This window comes from Corallococcus sp. bb12-1, assembly GCF_026626765.1.
GTDB classification, from domain to species: domain Bacteria; phylum Myxococcota; class Myxococcia; order Myxococcales; family Myxococcaceae; genus Corallococcus; species Corallococcus terminator.
In genome coordinates, this window is sequence record NZ_JAPNJZ010000005.1 from 338,521 (window position 1) to 360,201 (window position 21,681).

The following is a 21,681-nucleotide window of genomic DNA, read 5'->3' on the forward strand; positions in this document are numbered from 1 at the left end:
GACGTGTCCTGGGCGCGGTATGCGGGCCTGCTTCAGCCCTGCCGGAGCCCTGCTCCCACGATGAGGTCGGTCGAGTCGGGTGTCATCGGCCCGGCATCCAGGCCTCCGTGCACCCACGCCATCGAAAAGCCCGTGCTTTCCAACAGCCCCCTGAGTTCCGCAAGAGGATAGTAACGAATGGCGTACGCCGCCCGCAGCACGCGTCCCTCCGGCAACGTCAATTGACGCTGCCCCACATCCCGTCCACGCGTCGCGTCGAAGCGGCTCTCCTCCTCCAGGAGACTCCCATCCGGTAACCGCTGGCTGAAGGCCGCGCCCGGAGATTGCGCCAGCCGCTCGTAGGGCACCGTCTGGAAGACGAGCAATCCCCCGGGCCGCAGCACCCGCGCCACCTCGCGCAGCACCTGGACGTGCTCCGCGTCCGAGAAGGCGAAGAGTGTCGAATACCAGGCGTATGCGCCCCCCAGCGTTCCGGCCTGGAAGGGCAGCGCCCGCAGGTCGCCCCGCACCACCGGGAAGCCCGGCCGGCGCAGGCGCAGTGACAGCGGATCCCTCTCCAGGCCCACCACCCGCCCGGCCAGGGCCCCTGACGCGTTGAGCCGCGCCGCGTGCCGGCCGTGGCCACAGCCCAGGTCCACCACCGGCCCCTCCACGTCCGCGAACGCCCGGGACAGGTACTCCGCTTCCCGGGCCGTCACCTCCTCGGAGAGGAACGGCAGCGTGCTGCGCAGGTACAGCTCCCCGAAGAAGTCGTCGGACACGCGAGGCTCAGCGCTTCGCCGAAGCAAGCCCCGGCAGCTTCGCGCGCAGCCTCCGCGCGGCCTCGTCGAGCACCCCTTCCGTCTTGCAGAAGGCGAAGCGCGCGAAGCGCTGGCCCAGGTGCCGGTGCTCCGGGCCGTAGAAGACGCTGGGGGGGATGGCCGCCACGCCCACCTGCGTCACCAGGTGCCGGCAGAAGGCCACGTCGTCCTCGAAGCCGTAGCCGGAGATGTCCGCGAGGATGAAGTAGCTGCCTTCGGGCGCGAACGCGGTGAGGCCCGCCGCGCGCAGGCCCGTGAGCAGCCGTTCGCGCTTCTCCGTGTAGAGCGCCGTCAGCTCCTGGAAGTACTCGTCCGGCATCCGCAGCCCGGCGGCCATGGCCACCTGGAACGGCGACGCGGTGGCGAAGGTGACGAACTGGTGCGCGCGCTGCACCGCGTCCCGCAGCGGCGGCGGCGCGATGATCCATCCAATCTTCCACCCGGTGAGGCTGAAGGACTTGCCCGCGCTGCTCACCGTCACCGTGCGGTCCGCGAGCACCGGCACCGTGGCGGCCCGGATGTGGCGCGCGGGGGCGAAGACGATGTGCTCGTAGACTTCATCCGACAGCACCTTCGCGTCGTGTTCCGCGCAGAGGTTGCCCAGGAACTCCAGCTCCTCGAGGGTGAAGACCTTGCCCGTGGGGTTGTGGGGCGTGTTGAGGATGAGCAGCCGCGTGCGCGGGCCGAAGGCCGCCTTCACCTCGTCCCGGTCGAACCACCACGCGGTGTGCTCCGCGTCCGGCGGGCGCAGGGGCACGTAGCGCGGCGTGGCGCCGACGAAGGCGATGCTCGCATCGTAGGAGTCGTAGAACGGCTCGAAGACCACGACCTCGTCGCCCGGATCCACGAGGCCCAGGAGGACATCGAGGATGGCCTCGGTCGCGCCGCTGGTGACGGACACCATGGTGTCCGGATCCACGGTGTGGCCGTAGAAGCGCTCCGAGTGCTCCGCGATGGCGTCGCGCAGCACCTTGGCGCCCACGCCGGGGGCGTACTGGTTGATGCCATCCTGGATGGCTTCCCATGCGGCCAGCTTGACGTCGTCCGGCCCGTCGAAGTCGGGGAACCCCTGCCCCAGGTTCACGGCCTGGTGCTTCAGCGCCAGCGCGCTGAACTCGGAGAAGACGGTGGTGCCGAAGCGGGAGACGCGCTGCGAGTGGACGGGCCGGGGGGACATGGGGCGGGCCTCAGAGAAAGGCGCCAGCGCACGTCCTCCCCGACCGCGGGGCAACCGGCTGGCGGTTCAGGGCCTGACGATAGCGTCCACGGGCACGGAGCGCGCGTTCTGTTCCACCGCGCGCTGCCGGGCCGCCCGGGACAGCGCCAGCGCCAGCCCCGTCACCACCAGCACCAGCGGCACCGCGCACACCAGGTCGATGGTGTAGTGGAAGCGCCCCGACAGCGTCGCGAAGATGAGCCCCAGGCCGGGGAACAGCATCACCCAGAAGAAGCGCCGCGCGAACCGGAACGCGTAGAAGAGCACCACCAGCGCCACCCCGGTGTGCCCGGACGGGAAGCAGTCCCGGGTGTACACCGGCCCGCGCATCATCGACTCCAGCAGCGGCGTGAGCACCCACCCGCGCAGCCCGCCGTCGAACGCACCGACGAGGAAGTAGCGCGGGCCCACCGCGGGCACCAGCGAGTACGCCGCGTAGTTGAAGCTCAAGAGCAGGCCCAGGCCCAGCAGGAATTCGTCGAAGCCCGGCGAGGGCCCCCGGGCTCGCGCGTACAGGAAGACGCCCAGCAGCAGCGGCCAGATGAAGTGGCCGTAGTAGCAGAGCATCAGCACGTCGTTGGCCCAGGGCGGCACCACATGCGACAGCGACACCGACGCCTGGAAGCCGAAGAGGCGCTGGTCCACGGCGATGAGCTGGGCGTCCTTCACCAGCGGGTTCATCCAGTCCACGATGGGGCCCAACCACCCGTGCGACAGGGCCGACACGGGCAGCAGCCAGAAGTCCGCCGCGATGGCGATGAGCGACTGGCGCGGGAAGCGCGCCTCCAGCAGGCGCAGCAGGGCCAACCCCAGCGCCATCGAACCGAACAGGCAGGCGCTGCGCAGGGAGTTCGGCGCCCAACGAGCCGGGCCCACGCACACCAGGGCCGCCACCGAACAGGCGGCCATGAGGACGATGTCCACCTGACGGAAGCGCACGAGCGCCTCCTCGGATGGATACCGGGACCGGAGACGGGCTTGGGGCCGCACGCGACCCTCGCTGAAAGACCAGATGTTCACGCCGATTTGCGCTCCCCCGGCGATTCGGCCGACAGCTCGCCGGCTCCCCCGAGATTGAGGCTCCGCACCATTGCCCCTGCTTCGGGCACCACCGCGGACCGCCGCCCCTTCCACCGCTCCAGCAGCGCCAGCATGGCCGGGAAGAACACCGTCGTCCCCAGAAAGGTGGACACGACCCCCAGCAGCGCAATCTGCCCGATGCTCCGCAAGCCCTGGTGGTTGGCCACCAGCAGCGCTCCGTAGCCCGCCGCGTTGGACAGGGTGGCCACCACCGCCGCGAAGCCGGTGTTGCGCACCACGCGGCCCAGCGACCCGGGGCCCTCTTCCTCGTACCGGTGGAACAGGTGCACCGAGTTGTCCACCGCGATGGCCAGCAGGTTGGGCAGCACCACCGCGTTGATGAAGTTGAGCTGCACGTCGAAGAGATACATCCCGCCCGCCAGACAGGTCATCCCCAGGAACAGCGGGCCCGCCACCAGCAGCGCCTTCTTGAAGCTGCGCAGGCTGATCAGGATGACCCCGAACACCACCGCCGCCGCCGCCCAGAGGATGAACGGACCATCCCCCTGGACCAGGGCGAAGATGCGCGCCGCGATGCGATTGCTGTCCAGCACCGCCAGGTCGACGCCCTTCTCCTTCGCCCCCGCGATCACCTCGTTCAACTGCGCCGCCCAGCGGTTCAGGTCCTGCGTGTCGTAGTTGGACACCGACGGGAACAGCAGCAGGAACATGCCCTTGCCATCCAGCGCCTCGAACCGGCGGCGCGCTTCCGGCGGCACCTGCTCCAGGCCGTAGGGCTTCGCGTCCACCATGTCCCGGAACTCCCGCACCCGGGCGTCGGCCTGCGCGGACTTCGGCAGCCCGTCCAGCTGCGCGCGGATGAGGTCCAGCTCCGCCGCGTGGCCCTCCACGTCCGAAGGCACCAGGTCGCTCAGGGACGCGGTGCGCAGGAACACGGAGTCCGCGCCGTTCTTCGCCTTCACCTGGGCGATGACGGCCTCCACCTGCCGCACCTGCTCCAGCGAATCCACCGCGAGGATGGCCGGGTTGAGCGGCGCGCCAATCTGCTGCGTGATGTGGTCATCCAGCCGCGACGCCGGCGAATCGCCCTTCAGGTTGCGCAGGTTCGTTTCGAAGCCCAACTGGGGCGCGATCCGCACCGAGTACGCGGCGAAGCCCACCACCAGCAGCGCGATGGCGGTGATGAGCCCCGTGGGCCAGCGGCGCCACTGCTTCTGGGGCACGGCCGGCGCGGCGGGCGGCGCGGCCACGGACGCCGCGGCCTGCGCCGACTCCTTGCGGAAGGGCCGGATGCGCTCCGCGATGGCGAGCAGCGACGGGCCCAGCGCGTACGCGGACAGCACCGCCATCAGCACGCCAATGCCCGCGAGCAGGCCGAACTGCTGGAACGCATGGAACTGCGCCAGCATCAGCACGAAGAACGCCGCCGCGTTGGTGAAGGCGGACGTGAGGGCGCCGCTGAAGGTGCCTCGCACCGTGGCCGCCAGCGCCTCGCGCACCCCGTGTCGCTCCCGCTCCTCCCAGTAGCGCATCGCCAGGTGCACCCCGTATTCGATGCCCAGGCCGATGAGGATGGCGACGAGGAAGCCCGTGACGATGTTGAGGTGCCCGATGGCGCCCTGCGCGAACGCGAACGTCAGCACCAGCCCCACCACCACCGGCACGCCCACCACCGCCAGCGCCGACACGCGCCGCGTCGCCAGCAGGATGAGCCCCACCGCGATGAGCGCGGACAACAGGCCCGCGTTCGACAGATCGCGGCGCATCACCGCGTCCTCTTCGATGCGGTTCTGGAAGTTGCCCGTCGCCTCCAGCTTCACGCCGGGGGCCTGCTCCGCCGCGAGCTGGCGGCCGGTCTCCAGCGCCTTCGCCACGAAGCGCCGAGCGAACTCCAGGTCCCCCGCCGTCCCCGACGGCTTGATCATCAGGTAGACCTCCGAGCCGTCCTTGCTGGCCAGCGTCTCCGGCACCGCCGTGTCCGGCGTGTGCTTGCGGGCGATCTCCTCGAAGGTCGGCGGCGCTGCTTCCGCGTCCAGGTCCACGAACAGCGGGCTCGCGCGCTCCTTCTCGTAGCGGACGCGCGCCTCCAGGTCCTTGCGCAGCGCGGCCACCTGCTCCGTGGGCAGCAGCAGCAAGCCGTGGCGGCGGAAGAAGCCCACGTCGTAGTGGTGCTCGACGTAGCGGACCTCCGGCAGGGCCTCCAGACGCTTCTGAAGTTCAGCGGCGTAGGTTTTCAGGGCCTGCGGTGTTCCACCCTTCGCCATGATGACGAGGTACCCGTCCCCACCCGCCTTCTCTGACACGCGTGTCAGATCCCGGACCTCCGGGGCCCCCTCCGGGAGCAGCTCCACGAAGGACCCTCGGAACTCCAACCGCGACGCGAAGAGGCCCGCGGCGACTGTCACCAGGGCAACAGCGAGCAGCACGTGCCAGGGCCGCGACATCGCCGCCCCGATGAAACCGTCAAACCACCGCTGTCGTCGCGTCTGGGACACCGTCTGCTCCTCTGATGCGTGCCGGCGAAGCAAGAAGCCGGCCACAAGCAAGGCCCCCAAAACAGATGGCCCCTCGGAACCCATTCCCCGTGTGGACCCGTGTGTGCTCCAAGTGCAGGAGCATTCACTGGCGGACAGGCGACCGGAGGCGCGGCGTGCCACCGAAGAGGCCTTACTGTCAAGGCGCGGCCTGACACAGATGCCCCACGCGGCGTGCGAGGGAACCGTCCCTGCCTTGACAGTGTGGATTTCCCTCTTTATTCACCCCCACGCGTCGTCCCCAGGGTGGTCACGCGCGCCGGGCGGTCCGAAAACGGAGCGAGCCCTGCATCTAGAGAGCGGCTCGGATCACCCCCCGACGCGTAAGAAAGACCACCATGAGCGACGTTTTCGACAAGTGCCGTACCTGGAAGGACTACCGCATCGCCAAGGCCACCGGCCTGTATCCGTACTTCCGGGCGATCGAAGCGTCGCATGGCTCCACGGAGGTGGAGATCGAAGGTCGCCGGGTCATCATGGTGGGCTCGAACAACTACCTGGGCCTGGCCGCGGATCCGCGCGTGAAGGAAGCGGCCATCAAGGCCACGGAGAAGTTCGGCACCACGTGCTCCGGATCGCGCCTGCTCAACGGCACGCTCGCGCTGCATGAAGAGCTGGAAGCGCGGCTGGCCAAGTTCCTCAACCGCGAGTCGGCCATCGTCATCTCCACCGGCTTCCAGACGAACCTGGCGCTCGCGTCCATCCTCGGCCGCCACGACATCGTCTTCAGCGACCGCCAGAACCACGCCTCGCTGGTGGACGGCGTACGCCTGTCGTTCGCGACGGAGCGCAAGTTCCGCCACAACGACATGGAGCACCTGGAGCAGCTCCTGGCCGCGGCGGAGCCGGGCGCCGGGAAGATCATCGTCACGGACGGCGTGTTCTCCATGGAGGGCGACGTCTGCAACCTGCCCCGCATCGTGGAGCTGTCCAAGCAGTACAACGCCCGCGTGATGACGGATGACGCGCACGCCATGGGAGTCCTGGGCGAGCTGGGCCGCGGCACCTCCGAATACTTCGGCCTGGAGAAGGACGTCGACCTCGTCATGGGGACGTTCTCCAAGAGCTTCGCGTCGCTGGGCGGCGTGCTCGCGGGTCCGTTCGACGTCATCAACTACATCCGCCACAAGGCCCGTTCGGTCATCTTCTCCGCGTCCATGACGCCCGCGTCCATCGCGGCGGCGCTCAAGGCGACGGAGATCATCGAGGCGGAGCCGGAGCGCCGCGCGCGCCTCCTGGACATCGCGGAGAAGATGCACAACGGCTTCCGCGCCATGGGCTTCGACACGGGCGTGTCGGTGACGCCGGTGGTGCCGGTGCACATTGGCGATCAGGTGAAGTGCTTCCGCTTCTGGCGCGCGCTGCACGAGGCGGGCGTGTTCGCGAACCCCGTCATTCCCCCGGCGGTGGAGGCGGGCCACGCGCTCATCCGCACCAGCTACATGGCCACGCACACGGACGCGCAGTTGGATCAGGTGCTGGACACCTTCGAGAAGATCGGCCGCAAGCTGAACGTCATCCCGGAGACGCGCCCCACGGTGTACGAGCCGGTGCAGATCGCCCGGCCGGGCGCGGGCGTGCGCGGCAACAAGGCGAGCGAGACGTGGGCCGCGGGTTCCGCGGGCCTGCTCGCGGACAAGGGCTTCTCGCTGGAGCAGCTGTCGCGCATGTCGTCGCGAGAGATGGCGGGCAAGTTCTTCGACGCGGTGGAGCAGCTCACCTGGCGCGCGGCGAACCTCCAGCCGGAGGACCTGCGCCGGCTGGGCGGCGCGCCCAAGAAGCTCTGGGAGAAGCGCAGCGAGCTGGGGGGCCTGCTGCTGGAGAAGGGCGCCCACCTGTTCATGCGCAACGGCGACGGTTCCTCCGACGGCAACCCGGCCGAAAGGAACTGAGCTTTCCTCATGGCCCACCCCGCCGAGCACGACGTCGCCTCCCCCAGCCTTTCCCCCATGCCCACGGACGTGCAGGTGACGCCCGTGCGCGGCGCGGCCGACCGGACGGCCTTCATCCGGCTGCCGTACGCCCTCTACCGTGACGACCCGAACTGGGTCCCGCCGCTGGAGATGGAGCGCAGGGACTTCCTGGACCCGAAGAAGAACCCCTTCTTCGACTACGCGGAGGTGGAGTTGTTCCTCGCGCGGCGTGGGACGGAGGTGGTGGGCCGCGTGGCCGCCATCAAGAACCCGCGTCACATGGAGGTCCACGGCACGAAGGAGGGCTTCTTCGGCCTCTTCGAGTGCGTGAACGACGCAGGCGTCGCCCGGGGCCTGCTGGACGCCGCCAGCGCGTGGCTGAAGGCGCGCGGCATCGACCGGGTGCTGGGGCCGGCCAACTTCTCCTCCAACCAGGACTGGGGCCTGCTCGTGGAGGGCTACGACACGCCCCCCGCGCTGATGATGCCGTACAACCCCACGTACTACCTGGGGCTCCTGGAGACGTGCGGCTTCACCAAGGCGAAGGACCTGTGGGCCTTCGAGCTGTCCTCGTCCGCGGAGCCGCCGGAGAAGGTGGCGCGCATCGCGGAGAAGATCCGTCAGCGCGAGGGCGTCACCGTGCGTCCCGTGAACCTGAAGGACTTCCCCGCGGAGGTCGCCCGCATCAAGGAGATCTACAACTCCGCCTGGGAGAAGAACTGGGGCTTCATCCCGTTCACCGAGCGCGAGTTCGACCACATGGCCAAGGAGATGAAGGCCATCGTGCGTCCGGAGCTGGTGCTCATCGCGGAGGTGAAGGGAGAGCCCGTCGCCTTCTCCATGACGCTGCCGGACGCCAACCCGGCCTTCAAGGCCGCCAACGGGCGCCTCACCACGTTCGGCCTGCCCATTGGCCTGGCGAAGCTGGTGCTGGCGTCGCGGCGCCTCAAGCGGCTGCGCCTGCTCACGCTGGGCATCAAGGAGGGCTACCGGCGCCGCGGCCTGGACGCCATCCTGTACCTGGACACGCTGCGCACCGCGAAGGCGCTGGGCTACACGGGTGGGGAGATCTCCTGGACGCTGGAGGACAACCACCTGGTCAACCGCGCCATTGAATCCATGGGCGGCCAGCGCTCCAAGACGTACCGCGTGTTCCAGCGGCCCGTCTGAGCACGGCCCTTCCGTAGGACGCTTCCGCCCGGGCTCGCGGCCCGGACGGAAGGCACCGCCCTCCCCTGCTACTTCGGCATCGGGGGCGCGGCGCCCGTGGTGCCGGCGGCGGTGTCCTTCACCGACGCGGCGCTGGTGTTGGCGTTCTCCTTCTCCAACTGGGCGCGCTTGGACTTCAGCGTCGACAGCAGACCATCGAAGCCCTTCGTCTGGAGGATCTTCCGGAACTGGCCGCTGTACGTGTCCACGAGCGAGACCTCGTCCGTCACGACGTCATAGATGCGCCAGTCCGTCTTGGCGGAGGTGCGGTAGAGCTTGTAGTCCACGGGCACCGGGTCCGACTTCACGGTGAGCTTCGTGTCGACCGTGGCCTCGTTCCCCTGCACGCTCTCCTTGCCGTAGGCGACCTCCGCCTTGGCCTGCCCGATGGCCTTCTGGGCGTACGAGGCGCGCAGCAGGCCCGTCATGGTGTCGGTGAACTCCTTGCGCTGGGTGGCGGTGAGGCCCGCCCAGGCCTTCTCGCCCATGGCGCGCTTGGCGAGCTCCCCGAAGTCGACGAACTTCTCCACGACGGACGCGAGCGACTGGACGGTGGCGCCCGGCGCATTGGCGGCCTTCTGGACGTCCGCGTTGCCCGACTTCACGACATTGAGCGGAGTCACGGGCGCGGCGGCGAGCAGCGTGGCGGCAAGCAGGGAAGCAATCATTTTGATGAAGCTCCGGGTTGTAGGACGCGTGAAACGACGCGAGAGAGGACTGGCGGCCTGGAAGGGTTATTCATCCGAGGCCGGGACGGCACCCGTCACGCGTGCCAGGGACGCCATCCCCACGCGCACATCGAACCAGCTCTTGCCCCGCTCCGCCGACGCCTGGGCCAGCGCGGTGAAGGAATCCACCAGCTCGCGGGTGTCGCCGGTGCCCAGGTCGAACGCGGCATAGGCGGCCGTGGCCCAGCGCTTCGCGTTCTTCTCCGCCTCCGTGAAGGACTTCGCCCGCGAATAGGCCGCGACGAGCTGGCTCTGCACCTGCGTGACTTCCAACTGGATGCCGGCCTTGAGCGTCTGTTCCTGCGCGCGCAGCTTGTCCAGCTCCGCGCGGGCCTGCTCCAACTGCGCGTCCTTGATGGGGATGTCGAAGGTGCCGCGCACCACGAGGCCCAGCCCCACGGTCCGGTCGTTGTACGGGTCGTACGCGAATTGGCTGCGCTGGCGCGTGGCGCTGCTCGTCCAGCGGATGTCGTAGAAGCCCGCGAGGCCCAGGTCCGGGTAGTAGCTGCGCTCGCGGATGAGGACCTCCTGCTCGCGCGCGATGATGCCGGCGGAGATGGCCTTGAGCTCCGGACGGCGCTCGCTGGCCTGCTTCAGCGCGGTCTCCAGGTCGGGCACCGTCACGTCCTCGCGCAGCGGCAGCTCCTCCTCCACCACCTCCACCTGCTCATCCGGGGCGGCGCTGGCCAGCAGCCGGATGGCGGTGAGCGCGAACTGCTCCCCCTGCAGGGCGCTGGCGCGCTGGCCCTCCACGAGCTGACGGAAGTACCCCAGCTTGTACGTGTCCAGCTTCGCCACCTGATCCGAGTCCTCCTTGAGCAGCGCGTCGATGCGGTCCCCTGCGTCCTTGAGGCGCCTGGCCACATCCTCCAGTTGCTTCAGGCCGGTGCGCGCCAGTTGATAGCCGTAGTACGCCTGCGCGGCCTGGAAGCCGGCCTCCGCGCGCACGCGCTCACGCAACGCCGCGCCGACGATGGGGCCCTGCTCGCCCGCCTTCTCCAGCGCGGACAGCTTGCCGAACGTGTACAGCGGCAGCACCGCGTTGCCGGTGGAGAACACCGTCACGCCCACCTTGCCGAAGTTCCAGTCGCCCTCCAGCGACGCCTCCGTGGTGGGCGGGCCGCCCAGGCCGTCGTTGCGCGCCTCGGGGACGGGGCCGCCCGCGCCCAGGGTGATCTCGAACTTGGGAAACCACGCCCACTTCGCCTGCTGGTGCAGCGCCTGGAACTTGCGCAGCTCCGCGCTCGCCTCCGCCACGCGCGCGTCCTGGGTGCGTGCCAACTTCACCAACTGGGCCAGGGTGATGGGGCCCTTGGGCGGCTTCGTGCCGGCGACGGCTCCCGGCGCCTCTCCTGTCGCGGACGCACTGTCTCCGGGCGAACCGTTCTCGGGGACATCCCCGCCCGGAACGTCGGCTCCGGCTCCTGCGCCCGGCATGCGGCCGACACCGGGGACACCCGTGCCTGGGGCAGCCGTGGTGGGTGGGACGCCCGCGCCGGGTGGGGCCCCCGCGCCCGGCGTGCCCTGCATCGTCGTGGAGGTCTTCGGCGCGGAGGTGGTGGCGCTCTGCGCGGCGTTGCCGGCTTCGGCCGCCGGCCCCGCGTTCACCGGCGCCGGCCCGGGCGGCAGCATCGAACCGGTGCGCGCGGCAGGGTTGCCCGCGGAGGAGCCCGTTCCGGAAGCCCCAGGCGTGCCCGGCGTGCCCTGGCTTCCCGGGGCGACCGGCGAGGGAATGGTGGCGGGTGACAGGCTGCCGGGAGAGGGGGCCGCGGTGCCCGGAGCGCCCGTTCCCGGGGCGTTCGAGGGAGCGGTCGTGGGTGAGAGCTGCGCGCCCGAAACACCGCCCGTGAGCATCATTGCCACTGCGACGACCCTGCCGACGTCTCTGCCCATGCTGTGGTCCGCCTCGTGTGCGACGGGCATATCCGGAAGCCTGCGCCGGTGCAGCATTTCTGTGCACCGGTGCGCAGTGCCAGACGTCTGCTTCCGCCCAGTCCCGCCCGCACGAAGAGGTCCCGTAGCGCGCGTGACAATCCACGACATTCATTTCAGACAAAGCTTGGTCGGCGCGCGCGGGGATCGCAGAATCCCGCGCCGAGTTCGACGCCTTCCTTCAAGGAAATCCCCATGGCACACACCGACCGCGTCAAGCAGATCCTCTCCTGGTACCCCTCCGACAATCCCGGCACGCTGACGAATCTGGCGCGGCTGCTCAACAGCGGCACGCTGGCGGGCACGGGCAAGCTCGTCATCCTCCCGGTGGATCAGGGCTTCGAGCACGGCCCCGCGCGCTCCTTCGGTCCGAACCCGGCCGGATATGATCCGGACTACCACGCGCAGCTGGCCATCGAGTCGGGCTGCAACGCGTATGCGGCGCCGCTGGGCTTCCTGGAGGCCGTCGCCGGCAAGCTCCAGGGGGAGATTCCCCTCATCCTCAAAGTGAACAACTCCGACTCGCTGGCCAAGACGGCCGCGCCCATGTCCGCGGTGACGTCGTCCGTGAAGGACGCGGTGCGCCTGGGCTGCACGGCGGTGGGCTACACCATCTACCCGGGCTCGGCCGCCCGCAACGAGCAGTACGAGGACCTGCGCGACATCATCGCGGAGGCCAAGTCCTACGGCCTGCCCACCGTGCTCTGGGCCTACCCGCGCGGCGCCCTGTCCAAGGAGGGCGAGCTGGCCATCGACGTGGTGGCGTACGCGGCGCAGATCAGCGCGCAGCTGGGCGCGCACGTCATCAAGGTGAAGCCGCCCTCCGACTTCCTGGAGCAGCCCGAGGCGAAGAAGGCCTTCGAGAAGGCCAACATCCCCACCAAGACGCTGGCGGACCGCGTGCGCGAAGTCGTGCGCTCCGCGTTCAACGGCAAGCGCATCGTCATCTTCTCCGGCGGCGAGGCGAAGGAGACGTCGGCGCTCATCGACGACATCAAGCAGATCCACCAGGGTGGCGGCTTCGGCTCCATCATGGGCCGCAACGCGTTCCAGCGTCCGCACGGCGAGTCCGTGAAGCTGCTCAAGGACGTGATGAACGTCTTCGCCGGCAAGTAGGCGTCGTATCCGCGCCCCTCCCGACCTCGCCACGAGGTCCGGGAGGGGTGTCAGTCCGACGGGTGAGCGGCCCGGATTCAGGGCTCGAACCCGCAAAGCAAAAGGCCCGCGAGATTGCTCTCGCGGGCCTTTTCCATTTCAGAGTGGAGCCAACCGGGATCGAACCGGTGACCTCCTGAATGCCATTCAGGCGCTCTCCCAGCTGAGCTATGGCCCCTTCTTTTCTGCGTGCTGCCGGTACCGCTTGTGGGGAGCGGTTCCGCCCTGCGAAGGCGGCGCACTTCTACCGTTTCTTCGTTCCCGTTGCCACAACTGTTTGAGGCCTCGCGACACTTTTTGCGACCGGTGGCTTCGCCACCTTCAACCGCTCCGCGGCCTCTTCTCCTTCCCGGAGCAGATCCGTGAGCTGCGCGGCGTGATCCGAAGCCGCCTTCTCGGCCGCAGCGATGGACGCGAGGAACCGATCGAACCCCGGGGGGAGCGTCAGGCGGCCCTGCTGGATGCTCTGCCAGACGGCCTCACCGAGCTCCCGGTGGGTCTGTTCCTTCTTGTCCTTGAGGAAGGCGGCCTTGCCGTTGGCGCGCGCCAGCTCGGTGTTGCGCTCGACGGCCTCACGCAGCTTGGCGAGCTTGGACTCGGCCGCCTGGAAGGCCTCGTTGATCTGCCGCATCACTTCGGACTGCTTCGGGTCTGCTGCCACGGCTGTCACCCTCAGGAGAAGTCGTTCGTGCGTAACGTGACGGCTCGCCGACTGTCAACCCGGCTTGCGGACGAGGCGCGCGGCGAAGAAGCCACCACCGGGGACCTTGGGCGGCAGGGCGCGCAGGTACGGCCCGTCCACACCCGCCTGGAGCTCCGGGGCCCATCCCTCCCCCACCGACTCCAGCGCGAAGCCCGGATGCTTCGCGAGGAAGCCCTCCACCACCCGGTCGTTCTCCTCCGGCAGCACCGAGCACGTGGCGTAAACGATGCGCGCCCCGGGCTTCACCTTCGCGGCCACCTCCGCCAAGAGCGCGGACTGGGTGGTCTGGAACTCCTTGATGGCCTTGGCGGTGAGCTTCCACTTCTGATCCGGCTCGCGCGCCAGCGAACCCGTGCCGCTGCACGGCGCGTCCACCAGCACCACGTCCACCGCCTCCAGCGGCACCGGGTGCGGGAACGTCACCTGCTTGAGGCTGAACTCGCGCACCCGTTCGCGCGCATCCGCGAGCCGCCGCTTGGAGCGGTCTCCCGCGAGCACCCGCCCCTTCGCGCCCACCGCGTCCGCCAGCCCCAGCGTCTTGCCCCCGGCCCCGGCGCAGATGTCCGCCACGGTGAGCCCTTCGAGGCTGCCCCCTGGAGGAACGCACGCCTGGACGATGAGCTGACTGCCCACGTCCTGCACCTGGAGCCGCCGGGACTTCATCACCCGCGTCTCGAAGATGCGATGGCTGGCATCCGCGACGCGCAGCGCGTCCGGCGAGGACGGCACGGCCTCCGCCACCACGCCCTCTTCCGCCAACGCCGCGAGCACCGCGTCCCGGGTCCCGGCGGGCCGCACGCGGAAGTGCAGCGAGGGCTCTTCATCCAGCGACGCCATCAGGCCCGCCAGCGTGTCTTCCGGATAGACGTCCGCGAGCCGCTGGGTGAGCCACCCCGGGAAGGAGTACCGGGTGGCCAGCCGATCCACGACGGACTCCGACGCGGGCGCCTCCGGAAGCGGCTTCGTGGCGAGCCCCTCCAGCACCGCGTCATGCAGCGTGCGGGGCCGCACCGGGCCAGGCAATCGCACCTCGGGGCCGATGCGCGTCCAGCCCTCGCCACAGAAGATCCGGCGCCAGAGCGTGTAGCGCACCAGCGCCTGGTCCTCGGTCATGACCATCTTCGCGTGCGAGTGGCCCAGGAGGCGCGCCGCCAGATCCAACAGCCGCTGGTGCCGGGACAGCTCGCGCGACGCCATCGCCACGAACCGCCGCTCCTGTCCGCCCAGCCCTTCGGCATCCCGCAGCGCGTTGGCGAGCGCCGCCTTCAGCGGATCCCCCTTGAGCACCGCGATGTGGGTCTCCAGGGCGGCGGTGGCCGCGCGCCGGGACGGACGCCCCAGACGCGACGGATCATGCGGCGAAGGCCAGAGGGGAATCTCCACGGGGGTGTGTCCTCTTCTTCGCTTCAGTCGCGCAGCGGCACGCACACCGCCAGCGCGCCCGTCCGCGTCCGCGTCTGGGGTGACGCCCCCAGGCCGAGGAACAGGTAGCAGGGCGCCGCATAGCGTTCCCCGTCCAGCTCCAGGTCACCCTCCAAGAGGAGGATCCCCTGGCCACGATGAGGCGGGGGCCAGCGATGGTCCGTTTCCGACGTCAGCCGCACCCAGGTCCGGGGCGCTTCCGAGGCCGGCGTGGCCGAACGCGCGCCCGGGGCGAACTCCGTCCAGGCCGGTGAGTCTGGCGCCAGCGGTGCTTCCGAAGCGGCGAGCGCCTGACGCTTCAAGTCGAGGAAGCGCTCCACCAGATCCATGATGTCGTCCACCTGGAATGGCTTCATCAGGAGGGCGTCCGGTTCGAAGGGGTGCAGGGCCTGGGCGACCTCGTCCGGACCGGCGGCGCTGACGATGGCCACCGGGTGCAGCCGACGACGCGCTGCTTCCAGGATGCCCCGGCCGTCATTGTGGCCGCCCGCGATGCGCAGGTCGGTCATCACCAGCTCGAAACGGTCGGTCTTCAGGGCGGACAGGGCTTCGTGGATGGTGCCCACCGCCTGGACGTCCGCCAGCTCGGAGACCAGCTCTCCCATGCCCTCGCGGAGGCTCGGATCGTCCTCGACCAGAAGTACCTTCATCGCGACTCCCAGCGCGGAGGACAATTCGGTGCTTTCACGGGCGGACATCCGGAGGAAGCGGCATCTCGGACGCCGGTGCTGCGTTGGGGGGAATGGCCCTCCCCGGACTCGAACCGGGACGCGGGGTCAGCCGCAGCGGATTTTGAGTCCGCCTCGTCTACCAATTTCGACAGAGGGCCCCTCGGGTGAAAGCGAGGCGGCCGAACGTATATCGCGCCTTCGGTTCGTGTGCATCCGAAGATTGCGGCGGTCCACGCACACCGCTAAAGGGGCTGCGCATGTACAACCTTCTCATCTCCCTGGCCATCGGGCTGGCGGTCGCCGTGCTGGTCAAGCTGGTCGGCGGCTTCTCCTGGTGGGCCGGCATCGTGCCCGGCGTCATCGCCCTCTTCGCCGCCTACATCGTGCTCGCCCGCCGGGTCTCCACCCGCGTCCAGGCGCTCATGTCCACGGTCCAGAACGATCTCCAGGGCCAGCCCGCCAACCAGAAGGAGGCCCAGGGCCGCGTGGACCGGGCCGTCAAGACGCTGGAGCAGGGCCTCGTCTGGGACAAGTGGCAGTTCCTCATCGGTCCTGAGATCCACGCCCAGATCGGCATGCTCAAGTACATGGTGAAGGACATCGAGGGCGCGAAGCCTCACCTGAAGCAGGCCAGCGGCCGCAACTACATGGCCAAGGCCATGGAAGGCGCCCTGCACTTCCGCCTCAATGACAAGGACGCCATGAAGGCCTCCTTCGAAGCCGCGGTGAAGAGCGGCAAGAAGGAATCCATCGTCTGGGCTGTGTACGCCTGGTGCCTGTTGCAGCAGAAGGACAAGGACGCCGCCCAGCGCGTGCTCGCCCGGGGCGTGGAGCAGAACCCGTCCGATGAGAAGCTCAAGGGCAGCCTCGCCCAGTTGCAGAACGACAAGCGCCTCAAGATGAAGCCCTATGAGCCGCTCTGGTGGCAGTTCGGCCTGGAAGCCCCGCCGATGATGCCCCCCATGGGCGGCGGCCGGCGCGTCCAGTTCACCCAGCGACGCTGAAGTCCGACGTCGGTTCGTCGAAGCGCGGAAGAAGCAACGTCGAGGCTTCGCGACCCGGTGATCCGCCGACGCTGAAGCCTCCCCGCGGTACGGTAGGACGCCCTCGAACACGAGGCCGGGCCTCGTGGATGGCGCTGATCTCCAGCGCTGTCCGGGGCGGATGAACCCTCAAGCCACGTCGTGACGGCCGCCCTTCGAGGCAGGCCCCCGTGGCTCCCCCGCCCGGCAATTCCTACCGGGGGCGCATGCCCGAAAGCTGCAACGTCTTCCGACCCTCCGGGCGTCCACCGCGTCGGGTGTGTCGCAACCCCCTGAAAAGACGCACGGCCGCGCGCTGGATCTCCGGGGCACACGCTTTGCTCTCGTGCAGGGACACGCGGGTGACACGGGCAGGAAGGCCCGGGAGCTTCGCGGAGGCGGACGGGCTTGGCAGCCGGAGGTCTCGGGTGAAGTCTGGATGGGTGGGTGGGTGCTTGCAGGACGAGGCGGCGGCGGGTGCGCGTGGGGCGCAAGGGCGAGGGGAGCACCTCGAAGGGCGTGGCGCCCGAGACTTTCGGCCTGCCATTTCAGGCACGGCGAGCGGAGCGAACCAGTTCATGGAACGGCACGGCCGCGGCAGTGAGCGGGCGCTTCTCCTCATCATCGAAGACGACGCCGGTGTGCGCGAGGGCCTGATGGACCTGCTCGCCCCACGCTTCGACGTCCTGGCCGCGGCGGACGCGGGCGCGGGCGTGGAGCTGGCGCGAGAGCACCGCCCGGACCTCGTCCTCCTGGACCGGTTCCTGCCCTCCGGGGATGGGCTGGCGGTCCTGGAGACGCTCCAGGGCGACGTGCGCACGGAGATGGTGCCCGTCATCTTCCTCACAGGGGACGCGGACGAAGCGACCCTGGAGAAATGTCTGGAGATGGGCGCCGTGGACTTCATCCACAAGCCGGCGAGCTCGCGTGAGCTGCTCGCCCGTATCGACCGGGCGGTTCGCCAGAGCGAGCAGCAGCGCAAGCTCCAGGTGCTGGCGCAGACGGATGCGCTCACGGGCCTGGCGAACTTCCGCGCGCTGTCGGTGCGGCTGGATGACGAGTTCAAGCGCGCCCTGCGCTACGGCTACTCGCTGAGCGTGGTGGTCATCGACCTGGATCATCTGAAGGCCATCAACGACGGCATGGGGCACGACGTGGGCAACCGCGCCATCCTGTCCCTGGCGACGCTGATGCAGGGCAACCTGCGCGAGTCCGACTTCGCGGCGCGCTTCGGCGGCGACGAGTTCGTGGTGCTGCTGCCCCACCAGACGTCCCTGGAGGCGGCGGTGTTCGCGGAGCGGCTGCGCACGGAGCTGCGCGGCGTGAACGTGCAGCGCAGCGACGGTCGCCCGGCGCCGTTCGGGTTGAGCATCAGCGTGGGCGTGGCCGACCACACGGCCGAGAACCCGCGCGAGAGCACGGAAGCATTGCTGAAGGCAGCGGACGCAGCGCTGTACGAGGCCAAGCGGGAGGGACGCGACCGGGTGGTGGTGTACGGCCAGTCCCTCCATGGCTCACCGGCGCAGCGGCACTGATGGCGGGAAGGATCGAGGGCGCGCGATGAGCGGGATCAGCAAGCTGGCGAGTGGTTCGAGGGTGGCGATCGTCGGCGGCGGCATCGCCGGGGCGGGCCTCGCGGCCTCGCTGCTCTTCAATGGTCGCGCCCGGGGCGTGGCCCTGGACGTGCGCGTCTACGCGGGGGGCACCGAAGAGCGCACCGCGCCCCCTGCCCTGCTGACCCCCGAATGCCGCTCGCGGCTGGCGGCGCTCGGCTGCCGCATTCCTCCCGAGTGGCGCACGCACGAGCTGCGCGGCGTGGAGGTCATCTCCCAGGGCGAGCGCGAGCTGTTGCCGTGCGCCCCCGGAGGCCTGTGGGTGGTGGATGGCTGGCCCCAGGGTGAAGGCGGTCTGGACATGGTGCGGCAGGTGCTGTCCACCGCGGCCAGTTCGCAGGGCGCCCGCTTCGTGAACCGCAATGTGGAGCGCGTGGAGCGGCAGGCGCCCGCGCCGGATGCACCCACGGCGGTGCGCAACGCGGGACCGCTGGTCGTCCGGGCCCAGGGAAGTGGCGAGCGCTTCCACGCGGTGGCGCTGGCCGCCGGGGCGGGGCCGCTCCTGGGCGATGCCTTCTTCAAGGGCTTCCGTCCGGCGCCGTCCATGCCCGCGGTGCAGGCGCGGCTCAAGGGCGCGATGGTGGGCCGGGAGCTGATGCCGGTGGCGCGCCTCTGGGTGTCGCCGCTGCCCGCGGTGGATGCGCTGTTCCTCATCCCGGGGGCGGGCTCCGTGTACGCGCTGGCCTTCGGCGCGGCGGTGACGCCCGCGGACCTGTGCCAGGTGCTGATGATGGCCGCGCGCGACGGCCTGTTGGAGGAAGGCTTCGAGGTCGCCGCGCTGGAGACGACCCGCCTGCCCTACGGCCCCGGCCGCACGCTGGTGGCGCCCGGGCAGTTGGTGGTGGGGCCGGCCGCATTCGGGCACCCGCTGCAGGTGGGCCTGTCGGAGACGCTGGCGTCGTGCAGCCGCGCCGCGGTGGCGCTGCTGGACGGGAGCCTGGATGCGCCGTCGCTGGAGCGCCGGTACGTGCGTGACGGGCTGGGCGAGCTGATGGAGGACGCGGCGGCCGGAGCGCGCGCCGTCTCGTGGTTGAGGCGCGCGGGCAAGCGGGCCCCGGCGGCCTTCGTCGCGGCGCGCGCGAAGCACACCCTGGGCGGAGTTTACGGCGGCGGCGTGCTGGGCTTGAGCGCCCCCACCCCACTGTCGCTGCTGACCGCGGCGCGCTGGGCGGGCGTGCGCGAGGTGGTGGGCTCGTGGCTGCGCACGCCGATGGAGCCCGTGCCCACGATGGTGCCGGAAGTGGAGCCGGACCTGTACTACGTGGTGGACGACGACGCGGACACGCGCGAGGCGTTGACGCTCCTGTTGGAGAGCACCGGCGCGCGCGTGGTGTCGTTCGCGGACGAGCTGGCGCTGTTCTGCGCGGTGGCGCGGCGTCCGCCCACCGCCATCCTGCTGGACGTGGTGCTGCACTGGGTGGACGGCCTGCGCCTGTGCGAGGGCCTCAAGCAGCACCCGCTCACCCGGGACACCCGCGTGCTGGTGATGAGCGGGCTCAACCGTCCGCACGTGCGGCAACGGGCGCTCGACGCAGGCGCGGAGGCCTTCCTGCCCAAGCCGGTGAATCCGGACCGCCTGCTCTGCCAGCTCACCGGACGCGATCCGGAGCCGAGCGACAACACGCCGGCCGTCGCGCGCCCCGCTTCCGTGGGGCCGTTCGGGGAAGACCGCTACGCATCCTGACGCATCCCCGGCTTCGCCCCGCGGAGCTCCGACCTGAGGTCCGTGCCAGGCACACGAAGTCGCGGCGCCCGGGCACCTGACGACAGCACCACCCAGTTCGGTTGGTCGGCACGGCGGTCGCGGGCGACGGCACGCTGCTCGTCGCGGATGACGCGAACGGCGTCACCTACCGCATCCGCTACACGGGCCGGACTTCACCCACTGCTATCTTTGAATTCACTAGCAGTGCGACACGGCCGAGCGGTTTCCCAGGAGGATTCCGCCCGGCCCCGGTCGCGCTTTCGTCAGGCCGTGACGCGGCGGATGCCCCGGCGCAGTGCCAGGGAACCGGACATCATCGCGATGCCTCGGAAGAGCACGGCGATCCCGACGAGCGTGCCCACCAGCCAGACGGAGGACGCGGGCCACTGGGACATGATGCTGACGCCCAGGAAGAGGGAGATGAGGCCGTAGGCGGCGTCCCATCCCCACTGCGCATAGCGGTCCATGACGGCCGTGATGGCGTGGAAGAGGCCGTTGGCGAAGAAGTAGCCGGCGAGCAGCAGCGTAAGGGATGCGAGCCCGGCCCCCGGGAACATGACGGTGAGGATGCCGACCACCGTGGTGAGGACGCCACCCAGCATGAAGGACCAGAACAGGCCTTTGCCCTCACCGGACTGGGTGCGCATCCGGACGGCGGCGACGATCTCCGCGATGCCGCCAATCACCAGCATCATGCCGACGAAGTAGATGGTGACGATGCTGGTGAAGAAGGTGGCCCCCAGCAGCACGAAGCCGGCCGCCGCTGTCAGCATGCCCAGGAGGAAGGGAGCGCCCCAGAGGGCCGAGGCACCTCGGGGAGGACGCTCCGGTCGGGTTTCCGGCGCGCGTTCAAATCTCGTATCCATCGTGCTCTCCGCGGTGGTGGCCTCCGGCATGGGGCACCCTCGGCCGTCTGCCGGTCCGGGAGCGGACTCGCTGGAAGCGTTCTCCCTGGAACATGGGAGTGCCCAGGGGTGGCAACAATCCGCCCCTCCCGGCAGGGCAGGACGGAAGAGCAAGCGCGTGCCCTGGCGGGCAGCCGCGATCAGGGTTCGGGGCGCACGTACGGAGGCGCGAGGAACACCGCGCCGGGTTCCCTGCGAAACCAGGTGAGCTGGCGCTTGGCGTACCGCCGGGTCTCTTGAGCGGTGTCGAGGACGGCCTCCTCGTGAGTCATCCGCCCTTCCACCACGGCGCGGGCCTGCACGTAGCCGACGCTGCGCATGGGCGCGGCGTCCGAGTAACCGCGCTCCAGCAGGGACCGCGTCTCCTCCACGAGCCCCTGGGCAAACAACGCCTCGGTGCGCGTGTTGATGGCGGCGTACAGCGCTTCGCGCGGAGGGTTGAGCACGAACAGGCGGAAGGGGTAGCGGTCCGGCGCGAAGGCATGGGCGCGGCGGAACTCCGAGGCCGGGATGCCCGTCTGGGCGTGGATCTCCAGGGCCCGGACGGCGCGCACCAGGTCCTGGGGTGGCAGCTTCGCCGCGGTCTCCGGATCCACTTCGGCCAGCCGGCGGTGCACGGCCTCCCTCCCCTGCTCCGCCGCCACTGCCTCCAGCTCAGCGCGCAGCGACGGGAGGGCGCCGGGGGCGTCCACCACGCCATGCAGGAGCACGCGGAGGTAGAGCCCGGTCCCTCCGACGATGAACACCGGTCGCCCGCGTGAAGCGATGTCCGCGATGGCCGCGTCCGCTCGGCGCTGGTATTCGGCGGCGGAGAAGGGCTCCAGCGGATCCACGGCCGACACGAGGTGGTGCGGCACGGCGGACCGCTCGTCGAGGGAAGGCTTCGCGGTGCCGATGTCGAAGGCGCGATACACCTGCTGCGAGTCCGCGCTGACAATCTCCCCGCCCGCCTCGCGCGCCCAGGCGATGGCCAGCGCCGTCTTTCCCGACGCCGTGGGCCCTGCGATCACCGTCAAAGGCACCCGCGTCTCAGCCACCGTCATCCGCCTCCGACGCCCCCTGTAACGCAGTCACGCGTCAGGCGCGAGCCCGGCGGGATGAACGCGCCATCC

Annotated in this window: 17 protein-coding genes and 2 tRNA genes; 6 read left to right on the forward strand and 13 right to left on the reverse strand. The window is 70.0% G+C overall.

Translation table 11 applies throughout. From position 1 onward, the window contains the following. Positions 1 to 32 precede the first annotated feature (32 nt). The 4 genes from OV208_RS10445 to OV208_RS10460 form a co-directional block, all read right to left on the reverse strand. On the reverse strand, positions 33 to 761 hold the full coding sequence (locus OV208_RS10445; RefSeq protein ID WP_267573688.1) for a methyltransferase domain-containing protein: 729 nt from the start codon (positions 759 to 761) through the stop codon (positions 33 to 35). Between the two features lie 7 nt (positions 762 to 768). After that, complete coding sequence (locus tag OV208_RS10450) at positions 769 to 1,977, reverse strand: aminotransferase class I/II-fold pyridoxal phosphate-dependent enzyme (RefSeq protein WP_267573689.1); 1,209 nt, start codon at positions 1,975 to 1,977, stop codon at positions 769 to 771. 66 nt (positions 1,978 to 2,043) lie between these two features. Continuing rightward, positions 2,044 to 2,955: a phosphatase PAP2 family protein gene (locus OV208_RS10455; protein ID WP_324291367.1), complete on the reverse strand. Its 912-nt coding sequence runs from the start codon at positions 2,953 to 2,955 to the stop codon at positions 2,044 to 2,046. Positions 2,956 to 3,032: 77 nt separating this feature from the next. After that, positions 3,033 to 5,501 carry an efflux RND transporter permease subunit gene (locus OV208_RS10460; protein ID WP_267573726.1) on the reverse strand — a complete coding sequence of 823 codons (2,469 nt, stop codon included), beginning with the start codon at positions 5,499 to 5,501 and terminating at the stop codon, positions 3,033 to 3,035. 428 nt (positions 5,502 to 5,929) lie between these two features. On the opposite strand from OV208_RS10460, the gene OV208_RS10465 reads away from it, so the two are divergent. Together OV208_RS10465 and OV208_RS10470 are read left to right on the forward strand one after the other, a co-directional pair. After that, positions 5,930 to 7,483: an aminotransferase class I/II-fold pyridoxal phosphate-dependent enzyme gene (locus OV208_RS10465; RefSeq protein ID WP_267573690.1), complete on the forward strand. Its 1,554-nt coding sequence runs from the start codon at positions 5,930 to 5,932 to the stop codon at positions 7,481 to 7,483. Between the two features lie 9 nt (positions 7,484 to 7,492). Then, the gene (locus tag OV208_RS10470; RefSeq protein ID WP_267573691.1) at positions 7,493 to 8,674 is read left to right on the forward strand and encodes an N-acetyltransferase; all 1,182 of its coding nucleotides are present in this window, start codon (positions 7,493 to 7,495) and stop codon (positions 8,672 to 8,674) included. A 68-nt stretch (positions 8,675 to 8,742) separates the two neighbouring features. On the opposite strand, the gene OV208_RS10475 is transcribed toward OV208_RS10470, so the two are convergent. Beyond that, positions 8,743 to 9,381, reverse strand: a complete 639-nt coding sequence (locus OV208_RS10475) for an MlaC/ttg2D family ABC transporter substrate-binding protein (protein ID WP_267573692.1) — start codon at positions 9,379 to 9,381, stop codon at positions 8,743 to 8,745. Positions 9,382 to 9,447: 66 nt separating this feature from the next. Next, entirely contained in the window at positions 9,448 to 11,334 is a 1,887-nt protein-coding gene (locus tag OV208_RS10480; protein ID WP_267573693.1) for a TolC family protein, read from the reverse strand. Positions 11,335 to 11,568: 234 nt separating this feature from the next. Between OV208_RS10480 and OV208_RS10485 the strand changes: the two genes are divergently transcribed. Beyond that, positions 11,569 to 12,489 (forward strand): class I fructose-bisphosphate aldolase, encoded by a 921-nt coding sequence (locus OV208_RS10485; RefSeq protein ID WP_267573694.1) that lies wholly within the window; start codon positions 11,569 to 11,571, stop codon positions 12,487 to 12,489. Positions 12,490 to 12,633: 144 nt separating this feature from the next. On the opposite strand, the gene OV208_RS10490 is transcribed toward OV208_RS10485, so the two are convergent. The 5 genes from OV208_RS10490 to OV208_RS10510 all read right to left on the reverse strand — a co-directional run bounded on the left by OV208_RS10490 (position 12,634) and on the right by OV208_RS10510 (position 15,482). After that, positions 12,634 to 12,706: transfer RNA gene (locus tag OV208_RS10490), tRNA-Ala, on the reverse strand. Positions 12,707 to 12,772: 66 nt separating this feature from the next. After that, positions 12,773 to 13,189, reverse strand: a complete 417-nt coding sequence (locus OV208_RS10495) for a hypothetical protein (protein WP_267573695.1) — start codon at positions 13,187 to 13,189, stop codon at positions 12,773 to 12,775. 54 nt (positions 13,190 to 13,243) lie between these two features. Further along, positions 13,244 to 14,614, reverse strand: coding sequence for an RsmB/NOP family class I SAM-dependent RNA methyltransferase (locus OV208_RS10500; protein WP_267573696.1), 1,371 nt, complete (start codon positions 14,612 to 14,614; stop codon positions 13,244 to 13,246). Between the two features lie 23 nt (positions 14,615 to 14,637). Then, on the reverse strand, positions 14,638 to 15,303 hold the full coding sequence (locus OV208_RS10505) for a response regulator (RefSeq protein WP_267573697.1): 666 nt from the start codon (positions 15,301 to 15,303) through the stop codon (positions 14,638 to 14,640). Between the two features lie 93 nt (positions 15,304 to 15,396). Next, positions 15,397 to 15,482 (reverse strand) — tRNA-Leu (locus tag OV208_RS10510). A 99-nt stretch (positions 15,483 to 15,581) separates the two neighbouring features. Here OV208_RS10510 and OV208_RS10515 point away from each other — a divergent pair. The 3 genes from OV208_RS10515 to OV208_RS10525 all read left to right on the forward strand — a co-directional run bounded on the left by OV208_RS10515 (position 15,582) and on the right by OV208_RS10525 (position 19,643). Then, positions 15,582 to 16,328 (forward strand): tetratricopeptide repeat protein, encoded by a 747-nt coding sequence (locus OV208_RS10515; protein WP_267573698.1) that lies wholly within the window; start codon positions 15,582 to 15,584, stop codon positions 16,326 to 16,328. A gap of 596 nt (positions 16,329 to 16,924) precedes the next feature. After that, positions 16,925 to 17,881: a diguanylate cyclase gene (locus tag OV208_RS10520; RefSeq protein ID WP_120541825.1), complete on the forward strand. Its 957-nt coding sequence runs from the start codon at positions 16,925 to 16,927 to the stop codon at positions 17,879 to 17,881. A gap of 25 nt (positions 17,882 to 17,906) precedes the next feature. Next, entirely contained in the window at positions 17,907 to 19,643 is a 1,737-nt protein-coding gene (locus tag OV208_RS10525; RefSeq protein ID WP_267573699.1) for a response regulator, read from the forward strand. 284 nt (positions 19,644 to 19,927) lie between these two features. Here OV208_RS10525 and OV208_RS10530 read toward each other — a convergent pair whose 3' ends face one another. Beyond that, positions 19,928 to 20,560, reverse strand: a complete 633-nt coding sequence (locus OV208_RS10530; protein ID WP_267573700.1) for an HdeD family acid-resistance protein — start codon at positions 20,558 to 20,560, stop codon at positions 19,928 to 19,930. A 149-nt stretch (positions 20,561 to 20,709) separates the two neighbouring features. Further along, a complete protein-coding gene (gene miaA, locus OV208_RS10535; protein ID WP_267573701.1) occupies positions 20,710 to 21,612 on the reverse strand; it encodes a tRNA (adenosine(37)-N6)-dimethylallyltransferase MiaA in 903 nt (300 codons plus the stop codon). Between the last annotated feature and the right edge of the window lie 69 nt (positions 21,613 to 21,681).